The sequence below is a fragment of the Thermanaeromonas sp. genome, assembly GCF_021890735.1.
Taxonomy (GTDB): Bacteria; Bacillota; DSM-521; order Neomoorellales; family Neomoorellaceae; genus Thermanaeromonas.
Genome location: NZ_JAKKUR010000065.1, coordinates 1 through 9,698 on the forward strand (window position 1 = coordinate 1; position 9,698 = coordinate 9,698).

Annotated in this window: 8 protein-coding genes and 1 riboswitch; of the genes, 2 read left to right on the forward strand and 6 right to left on the reverse strand. The window is 49.6% G+C overall.

Translation table 11 applies throughout. The features are described from left to right. Positions 1-642 precede the first annotated feature (642 nt). Together dapA and L5656_RS08940 are read right to left on the reverse strand one after the other, a co-directional pair. Positions 643-1,536 (reverse strand): 4-hydroxy-tetrahydrodipicolinate synthase, encoded by an 894-nt coding sequence (gene dapA, locus L5656_RS08935; protein ID WP_297202036.1) that lies wholly within the window; start codon positions 1,534-1,536, stop codon positions 643-645. Between the two features lie 185 nt (positions 1,537-1,721). Then, positions 1,722-2,879 carry a putative sulfate/molybdate transporter gene (locus L5656_RS08940; protein WP_297202039.1) on the reverse strand — a complete coding sequence of 386 codons (1,158 nt, stop codon included), beginning with the start codon at positions 2,877-2,879 and terminating at the stop codon, positions 1,722-1,724. Positions 2,880-3,222: 343 nt separating this feature from the next. Between L5656_RS08940 and queF the strand changes: the two genes are divergently transcribed. Beyond that, positions 3,223-3,627 carry a preQ(1) synthase gene (gene queF, locus L5656_RS08945; RefSeq protein WP_297202044.1) on the forward strand — a complete coding sequence of 135 codons (405 nt, stop codon included), beginning with the start codon at positions 3,223-3,225 and terminating at the stop codon, positions 3,625-3,627. Positions 3,628-3,634: 7 nt separating this feature from the next. Here the strand turns inward: queF and L5656_RS08950 are convergent, their stop codons facing one another. From L5656_RS08950 to L5656_RS08965, 4 genes are all read right to left on the reverse strand, one after another. Continuing rightward, the gene (locus tag L5656_RS08950; protein ID WP_297202048.1) at positions 3,635-5,563 is read right to left on the reverse strand and encodes an FAD-dependent oxidoreductase; all 1,929 of its coding nucleotides are present in this window, start codon (positions 5,561-5,563) and stop codon (positions 3,635-3,637) included. A 276-nt stretch (positions 5,564-5,839) separates the two neighbouring features. After that, complete coding sequence (locus tag L5656_RS08955) at positions 5,840-7,402, reverse strand: ASKHA domain-containing protein (protein ID WP_297202051.1); 1,563 nt, start codon at positions 7,400-7,402, stop codon at positions 5,840-5,842. Continuing rightward, positions 7,402-7,749 carry a DsrE family protein gene (locus L5656_RS08960; protein ID WP_297202053.1) on the reverse strand — a complete coding sequence of 116 codons (348 nt, stop codon included), beginning with the start codon at positions 7,747-7,749 and terminating at the stop codon, positions 7,402-7,404. The genes L5656_RS08955 and L5656_RS08960 overlap by 1 nt, the downstream gene beginning before the upstream one ends. A gap of 163 nt (positions 7,750-7,912) precedes the next feature. Beyond that, on the reverse strand, positions 7,913-8,845 hold the full coding sequence (locus L5656_RS08965; RefSeq protein ID WP_297202056.1) for a hypothetical protein: 933 nt from the start codon (positions 8,843-8,845) through the stop codon (positions 7,913-7,915). A gap of 416 nt (positions 8,846-9,261) precedes the next feature. Beyond that, a riboswitch (Fluoride riboswitch) is annotated at positions 9,262-9,327 on the forward strand. 22 nt (positions 9,328-9,349) lie between these two features. Here L5656_RS08965 and L5656_RS08970 point away from each other — a divergent pair. Then, positions 9,350-9,649 carry a dynamin family protein gene (locus L5656_RS08970; RefSeq protein ID WP_297202060.1) on the forward strand — a complete coding sequence of 100 codons (300 nt, stop codon included), beginning with the start codon at positions 9,350-9,352 and terminating at the stop codon, positions 9,647-9,649. Positions 9,650-9,698: the final 49 nt, after the last annotated feature.

Sequence of the window (9,698 nt, forward strand, 5' to 3'; positions counted from 1 at the left end):
TTCTCCGGTTTTTCCTGCCTCCTGTAACTACTTTCTTTAACCTCATAATACAATATACTCCCCTACATATACCCTTTGTCCACTACAGTCCAACCAAGTCGTAAAATAAACTCTAAACAGAACATCCACATGTTGCAGGAAGAACTTCCACTCGTGTCCACCCAAGCCACCCGATACCGTCCCTACACACGGGGGCTCCGTTAGCTTCTTCAATACTTTGGAGTCCCAAAAGTTAAGTACTAAAAGGTTGCCTAGTCCAAAGCCATATCTTCCGATGCTCGGTAAATCCTCAATAGACAGGGTGACCACCAAGTCCCTTTTCAAAACATAGGCTACTTCTATAATCAACACTCTGAAGGGCTTATTTCAGGCGTATCCCCTCGAAAGCTCACGACCAGAAAAGAGGCACCTTGCAGTCAGGCCTTTGCTGCCCACTATTTGTGAGCACCTACGGAGGTACTCTCATACGGCATACGTCGCCGCTCGTATCCCGATCCGACTTTTCGCAGTTTCACGTTCCCGTAGGTATACCGGAACTTTACATCCGACATACGTTTAACCATGGAGGCTAAAGGCTCGTAATACAGATAAAAGATGTCCTTTCTGTTCTCCCCGCAGATCTGACGGGAAGCTTCTTAGGACTTAAAGAGGCTCTACAAACCCAGTGCGAGCCAGGATATTCCGCAGCTCTTCTCGTTCTTCCGGACCTAAAGGCAACAAAGGAGGTCGCGGATCCCCACCATAAAGACCCACCATGTCCATGGCAGCCTTAAGCCCTGCTACACCCCAGCGCGTCGTTACGGCAGCATTGATCTCCAGAAGTCTTAATTGCAAGTTACGAGCAGCTTCCAAATCTCCTGCCTCATAGTACTCCTGAACTTCAGCGCATTGATTGGGGAACACATTGGCCAACGCTAAGGTGCCTCCCTTAGCCCCGAGCACCAGGGCAGGCAGTAAGAAGCTCGCCGACCCAGCGAAAACTACAAAATCAGAGGGTGTGTTTTTAATAATCTCGCCAATTTGGACAATATTTCCGCCGCTATCCTTAATACCGATGATATTAGGATGGGTGGCCAATTCCGCTACTAGCTTGGAGGACATATTGATACCAGTATTGCGAGGCATGTTATAAAGGATAACGGGTATAGGAGAGGCATCAGCGATATCGAAAAAGTATTTCTTGAGGGCCGCATCATTGTAACTTCCCTTATAGTAACTGGGTGTGACTATTAAAACAGCATCGGCTCCTGCTTCGGCCGCCTTCTTAGAAAGCCTTATCGTCTCCCGTGTAGACTCTGCACCAGTTCCAGCGACAACCGGCTTCCGGCCCGCCACCTTTTCGCAGCAGAAACTAATGAGTCTCTCTCTTTCTGCCGGCTCCAGGAGCACAAATTCTCCGTTGGATCCCAAAACCACAATACCCGCCAGCTTAGAATCCAACCAGAATTTTAGATTAGCCTCTAGCTTATCATAAGCAACTTCTTCACCAACAAAAGGAGTGGCAATGGGTGCATAAATCCCGTGCAATTTCAGCATCGAAAACCACCTCGATCATTCCAGTAAAGTTGGTTAATCGCCTTTCGTCCTATCTTTCCAGTAGCAAGTTTCATGCCAACACTTGATATTACGCGGGATAAGAATTCCGAATGATAACCAGTATAGCTGTTCCAACTTTTTTCTCAATAATTTCTCACTGGATTTATCAAATTGCTAAAATGGGTTTATTTTACCCAGCCCTTTTCCACCGCCAGACTTAACAATGATCCTGCCAGGAAGGCAACCCCCATGTTCCAGGTAGCGAAAGCCGCAGTAACTAAGGTAACGAAAAATTCCTCCCGGCTGGAGGACCCCGGTTTTGCTGTTACAGCCAGCTCCGCTCCGGCAAAAAACAAAATTACGCCCAAAACGGCCGGGGGAAAGAGCTGAAAAATGAGATGTACTCCCCGGGCTAGGAAGAGAGCCACAACCAGAACCATGGCTCCTAAAATTACCAGGGCGCCACCGGTCCGAGCCCCGAAACGCACGTGACCGGCCATCCCCCCGGCACCATGACACATGGGTACCCCACCAAACAGAGGGGCCCACAGGTTCAACAAACCGGTAGAAAGGGCAATCCGGCGTGCGGAAAGAGGCCGATGAGGAAAAAGTTCGTTATTTTCGGCCACCACAGCAATAACCGCATTGCCCAAAGTCAAGGGAACCTGAGGCAAAGCCAAAACCAGGGAACCCTTGAGCAGTTCCGGCCAGGTTAGCTTATTCAAGGTAAAGGAGGGCAGAGAGAAACCTATATTCTTCTTTACTTCCACCAATAGGGCCGGATTACCCGCAAGGCTGGTAGCCATTCCTAAGGCCAACAACAAGAACATTGCCGGAAATTTCCGGTTATCCATCAGAGCGAGGGTAAGGATAAAACCTGTAGCGGCAAGAAAGTAATTGGTAGCCATAGAGCGCAGGCCTTCCAGCATGAAGGTTAAGCCTAAGCCCAAGACAATGCCTTGGACAACAGACCTTTTAGCCAGGGCCGTCACCCGGTCTATAAGGCCGGTAAGGCCCAAAAACAACCATATTAATCCGGTAGCCAGACCGGCTCCCCAAACAGTAGCTGGAGTGAACCCCCCTGCTCCCGCCACCGCGCTGATCCCGATGGCCTTCATGGGTTGAACAGGTATAGGTGTTTTATAGAAAAGGCCGGTAACGATCTTGGCTACTCCAAAGGTAAAAAGGAGCCCGCCGGGGTCCATCTTTAGTACCGTAACGTAAGCCAATACAAAGGGGACGAGGGTCCCCAGATCGCCAAAGGCACCGGCCCATTCCCTTAAATCATACCGATTACCGCCCAAGCTATCCCCCAGTCTTGAAAACCACCCTAATACTCGCATTAGCGGCCCCCCAGAGTGGATACCTGTAGCGCTATGTTTTAACCAACATAACGATTTAACATTAAATTCGCTCACCAGTAAGGAATATCCTGCAAATCCATATCCCTGTCCTCTGTTGGGGGCCCTAGGCTATATTGACATAACTCCCTTAAGATTGTTAATGTAGAAGTTGGCATTAAGCCGGCGGTCGTAGCCACCCGCCTTAAAAAACAAGGAGTGAATTTCTTGCGCTACAAACTTTTTCCCACCTACGAAGCCCTGGCCACTCCGTTGACCTATGCTATTACCGCTTGGCTTAAAAAGGTGGGAGAATCCCTTTGTGGTAAGTAGGGAGGGATCTGGTATGATGGAGTTCGAAGCTCTAGGGAAACCTGTACGCGAACCCCGTAAGAAATTAGAGGTTTTCCCCAAACCGCCCCACGTGGAAATTGTTACTCTAGAAACCGACGAGGTAACAAGCCTCTGCCCAGTAACTGGACAACCGGACTTTGAAACAGTAATAGTAGAATATGCCCCCGATAAGTACTGCATTGAATCTAAAAGCTTCAAGCTTTACTTATGGAGCTTTCGGGAGGAAGGCATCTTTTGCGAGACTCTGGCCGATACCATAGCTAAGGACATCTATGAGGCCTGCCAACCCCACTGGTGCAAGGTAACTGTGATTCAAAAACCCCGGGGCGGGATAAAAATAACTGCTTCTGCCCTGTATGGTGAAGGGCAGAAGCAGCCAAGCTTACACGCTGTTTGAGGAGAACCTACAACTCATGGCCAACCCGCATGGCTTCAAATACAGCCTGGGTTATCCTCCTAGGACTTACAGCATCGCCAATGACATAGTAGTCTATACCGAAACCTTCCATCTCATGGGCCAGAGTATCGTTAGCCCGGGATCCAACGGCCAGCACCACTGTATCAAACCCGGTTAAGCTTTCTTCCTGGCCGTTACGCTTATAGGTTACCCGGTCACCTTGAATAGCTGTAACTTCGGCCTCAGTAATTATTTGTACCCCTTGTTTCTCAAGGCGCTCCAGGAGCAGCGACGCCATTAGAGGGCCGATGTCGCTAGCCACTTTAGGCAGCATTTCCAAGATAGTCACTTTATGCCCCTTCTCGGCCAGGTACTCAGCCGTCTCACAACCTACCAGCCCGCCGCCTATCACCACTACCTTTTCTCCTACCTGCGCTTTTCCCCGCAGTACATCCCAGGAGGTTACTACCTTCTCACCTTCACCGCCAGGAATGTCCGGGATAACCGGCCGGGCACCGGTAGCCAGTACCACTACATCGGGCTTCTCCTGGCGTATGGCTTCCAGGTTAGCCTCTTTATTAAGCTGCACGTTGATTTTAAGCCTCTCCATCTGCCCCACTAAATACTCTCTGAAAGTGGCAATTTCACCTTTCTGGGGCGGGGCATAAGCCAGAGGTAATTGCCCACCCAGCTCACTCTCTTTCTCCCAGAGGGTTACCTGGTGCCCCCGCAGGGCCGCTACCCGAGCCACTTCCATACCAGCCGGCCCGCCCCCTACGACCAGAACTTTCTTGGAGCGCTTTGCCTTATCCAGAGGAAATTCCCGCTCGAAACCCGTGCGTGCGTTTACTGTACAGCCGATGGCGTGGTCCAGGAAAAGCTCGTCGATACACGCTTGGCAACAGGCGATGCAGTGGCGGATCTCATCCAGCCTTCCTTCCATTATCTTTTGGGGAGTTTCGGGGTCGGCCAGGAGCTGCCGACCGAAGGAGATTAAATCCGCTTTCCCCGCGGCCAGTATACTTTCCGCCACTTCGGGATCGTTGATTCGCCCCACAGCAATAACCGGAATATTTACCGCCGATTTGATGCCCTGGGCCAGGTCTACAAGGCACCCCCGCGGGAGGTACATAGGTTGGATAATCCACGCTGCCGTTTCATATATGCCTGCGGAAACATGAAGAGCGTTGACCCCTTCCTGCTCTAACTTTTTAGCAAAGGTCCGAGTTTCCTCCAGGGTAAGGCCCCCCGGAACCTTTTCGTCGGCGCTCAGACGATAGATAATGGGGTACTCCGGCCCCACTGCCTGGCGCACGGCCCGCACCACTTCCAAGGGAAAGCGCATCCTGTTTTCTAGGGGACCGCCGTACTCGTCCGTCCGTTTATTAGCATAAGGAGAGAGAAATTCATTGATCAGGTAGCCGTGGGCGCCGTGGATCTCAACGGCATCAAAGCCCGCTGCTTTGGCTCTTCTTGCGGCCTGGGCAAAGGCCTGGATAAGAGAGGCAATTTCTTCTTTGGTCAATTCTTTAGGTATTTCCCCGATGGTGGCGCAAGGAATAGGGGAGGGAGCTAGCAGGGGCTGTCCCGTAACTTTAGACTTGCTCTGGCGACCTCCATGGTAGAGCTGGATGGCGATCTTTGCTCCGTAGGCGTGTACAGCCTCAACCAACCGGCGCAAGCCCGGAATGAGGCGGTCGGAGTAAATGCCTACCTGGTTCTTAAATCCCTTGCCTGAAGGGTGGACATAGGAGGCTTCCACAATGATCAGCCCTACCCCGCCCTTAGCCCGCTCCACGTGGTAGGCCACCAGTCGGTCGGTCACTGAGCCATCGCTGTAAGCATAATTGGTTACCATGGGGGGCATGACCATTCTGTTCTTAAGCTGTAAATTACCTATGTTAATAGGGCTCGTCAACACGGTTAATTGTCTCATGGATATCTCCCCTTCTGTAGTACATACTCAATCCTTACATCTTTTCTTAATTCAAACTATCCGGGTTTAGCTTCTTTTAGTATTTGCACCCGACCACCACCAGTATGACAATGCAGTTTCGGATAACCAAGTTCCCTATATTCGCCGTTCCGAAGAAGTTGTGAAGTGGATCAGGTTACCACCCCTTTCCTATTTGTGCTTGTTACTACAATCTCCAATAATTATATTCGCCGTTGCCCTTAATTTTCCTCCTGGCCTGCCCGCGGCTGGAGCCGGTCATAAACCTCGTTTCTCCGGGAAACGCTGCGTGCGGCTTTTTAGCCTAGCTTGGACAGAGGGGAAAAGATGAAGATCAGTATGGGGGAAAAACAAGCCTGCGGTAAAATGGTACATAAATCGCGGGCTATGATTCATCTCTACATAAGTAACGCGCCGAGCTATTTCTTCTACTTCCTGGCCTTTGGCAAAATCAGTAAGGATTAAACTAGCACCCATCAAAGAGCTGTTGCCTAATGATATGATGTTCTCTCGCGGGAGATCAGGATATAAGCCTAAGACGACCGCTGATTCAACATCTAGATGTTCACCAAAGGCTCCGGCAGCATAAAAGTATTTCAGATCCTTTAAAGTACATCCCACGCTCTCTAACAAGGTAAACATAATGGCGTTAGCAGCTGCTTTGGTACGTAAAAAGCGTTGAATGTCTGTTGTAGTTAGCTCGATGGGCTTCCCTGTGGCGCTTTCCTCAGCCGGTACAACCACTAAAGAAGTAAGGGGTGCACGTAATTCGCCTCGCTGGGTAACAATCCCGGCTAATAATCCTTGAGCAATAGCATCCACAACACCTGAACCACAAATACCACGTGCCGGCTCGCTTCCAATAGTCTGGTAGGTTATCTTCCCAGTCTGGCTATCTATATGCACCTTGTATACTGCACCAGGTTCAGCCCGCATACCACAACTTATAACTCCGCCTTCCAGGGCCGGCCCAGCTGCTCCAGCCGCAGCCACTAGCCATTCTCGATTACCCAGTACCATTTCTCCGTTGGTCCCAATATCCGCTAAAAGACCAATATGTTCTTGCAGGTGCATTCCACTGGCTAAAATACCTGCTAAGATGTCTCCACCCACATAACTACCTACACTAGGTAAAAAGTACACCAGGGCCTGGGGATGTATATGCAGACCTATGTGTGCCGCGGGGATGAAACCCGGAGCATTGACCACAGGAACGTAAGGACTCCGGCAAATATTTGTGGGAGGCAGGCCGAGTAATAAATGGACCATGGTAGTATTACCGCTGATTACCCCAGCAGTAATAGCAGAAGGACTTATATTAGCCCGCCTGGCCAGAAGAGCAATTACCCTATTTATACTGGCCACTGCGGCCTCCTGCAATTCTGTTAACCCTTGGGAGGTGGCTGCATGATGAATTCTGGTAAGAATATCTTCTCCTACTTTGACCTGAGCGTTAAAGGTACTATAAGCAGCAACGAGTTTCCCCACGCCTAGATCCCACAAATACCCTGCTACTGTGGTACTACCCAGGTCCACTGCCACCCCAAAAGGGCCGGAGTAATCAAAACCGGGTTCCACTTCCACCAAGTGGGCAGTAAGTCCCTTCAGCCCCCATCCCGGTGGCCAATAATAGCCTACAGTGACTGTTACTTTCCACCCCTGCTGCCGTAATCTGGTAGGAATCTCTTTAAGTAAATCCAGGGGAATACCTACTGGACAACCGCTCCGTCTTTCCAGCGCCTGGCGTAAACGGTCTGTATCCGCTATATTATCTCCACTACCGGGCGGCCTAAGTTCTAACTGAAATTTCTCTGTTAGCATTAAGGCTTGATGTAGGCGTAACCCTCAACTTGTTTTCTCGCGATCTCAGTAATTCCGGCTGGAACAACTTTAATGAAAGAAGGAAGGTTCCCTTCATCGATTGCTTGACTCCGCAAAGCATTGCGACAAACCATAAACTCTACTCCCCTCTCTGCTAGTTTCTGCATCTCTTCTAAGAGCAAACCATGGTCAGAGTTGTCAGCAAAAATTGTAACTGCTTCCCCGTTGGCAACTACTTCGATGGCGGCATTCCCTGGCCCAACGTCATTAATAAAATTAGTGATGTTAGTGAAGACCATCTGCCACCGCCTAGCTTCGTTTATATGGAATAAAACCTTAAGGTTCATTCCTCCTCACCTCCCTTAAGGCCTAAGAAAGAGCTCCTCCAGAGCATCAAAAGGTAACACCGAAACATGGGTATGGGAATCCACCAGGCCCTCCATATTGGTTGTCCTCCTTTGCCTTACTCCCGGTTCCTTCTCTTGCTGTAAGGGGTTAAATCGCTTACGCTTATTTTAAAATCCCATACTTCCGAAGGTAGACCGTTAAGTCCCCTACCTTAACAACCTCCATGTTCCCGTTCTTATATACCCATAACCTGTCCTTTAAGGCCAGGATATTGCAATCCGCGGAGCTATCCTGAGCGCACCCATTCCCGCATCCGCTTAAAGTAACAATTCCTTGCAACTCACCTGAGGTTACTATACTTTCAGCCAGGGCATGGACATCTCCTGTACCGTTGGGACAGTAACGGGCCCCTATACATGTCCTAAGTTTTTCGCCTCGCCAGGCCAAAGCTTCTTTTAAAAAGGGCAAAAATCCGATACGGTCAATAACCTCCCCTAACCGCTCATTCCGGGCTACTTGGAGGTATCCTTTAATGATCCGCTCGATGGTTTCCACCAGGTATTCTTCCTTGATGATTACGTCCAGCTTGGTACCCAGCCTGGGCTGACGACCCCCTTTGCCTCCCAGGTACAACCAGTACCCCTCTGAAAGAGCTATGACGCCCAGATCATTTAACTGGGCCTCTACACAGGAGTTGGGGCAACCATTTAGCGCTATCTTAAATTTTTTAGGGGCCGTTATCCCTGCCAATCGCTGGTTGACCTCAGTAGCCAAGGGCGTCACGTCTCGGACCGCGTGCTTGCAGTACTGGCTGGAACATACTTTAACATTTCGGACTACTGGCCCTATATTGGCCAGGGGCAGGCTCACCTTTTCTAACTCAGCGGCCACCCTGTCAAAATCCTCAAGGCTTATACCGTAAACCATGATGGCCTGGGAGACTGTAAGCTTAACTCGGTCTCCATATTCCCGGGCTAGCCGAGATATGGCTTCCAGTTGCTCGGGCGTCAGGTATCCGTTTAACGGGTGAATTAATACAGCATAACTTCCGTCGAATTGTGGGATGAATCCTCGGTTGGCGTATTTCTTAAGCATAATGGTCCCTTCCTTTTGGACAAACTTCCTTAATGTCTACTTTAAAATCTAACAAAAAACCTTACCTACGTCTTTAATTTATCTATGATATAAGGGCATCAAGTCCTGGCCAAAGGTATAACAAAGTTCTTTAAGTTCTGATTGAGCGTTTGCCTAACTAACTTAATAGCTTTATCCAGCAATGCTTCATTCAAAATGGCAATACCTCTAGGCTATATTGGGCAAAATTGGCGAGTTCCCGAGCATGGGCTTGGCAAACCATCCAGGAGGCTTCCAACATTTCCCACCCGCTTCCCTTGTGATACGGCAGACGGGGCATCCAGGTTTTACTAAAGGGACATAAAGGCTAGCTCCTCCCCTTAAGGCAAGCTTTCGTGTTCCCGAGCCCTTGACATTTAAAAATACTGTTGTTAAATTGTAATTGCGGTGATGGAGTCCACCGATAAAATTACCCGTCAAGGGTTGATGACTCCTACCCCCAAGAGGAGGTAGGAGTCTTTTTATTTGGGTTTGGGGCAGGGGGTGGTGTTAATAGATACGCCCGGTATAGGTTCTACTTTCCAGCATAACACAGAAACCACCCTTAAATTTTTACCTCAGTGTGATGCTGCCGTATTCCTCCTTTCTGCCGACCCACCCCTAACCCAGGCAGAGCTTGAGTTTTTGCAGGCAGTCCGGTCACAGATTGCCCACCTCTTCTTCATACTTAACAAGGTGGACTATCTGGATACTCAAGAAATGTCTTCCCTCCTGCATTTCGTTAAGAAGGTTTTACAGGAACATGCTGGAATAGAAGAACCTTAGCGAGCTGGACGAGCGCCTGAAACTGTTTGAGGAAAAACTTAAAGAAGCC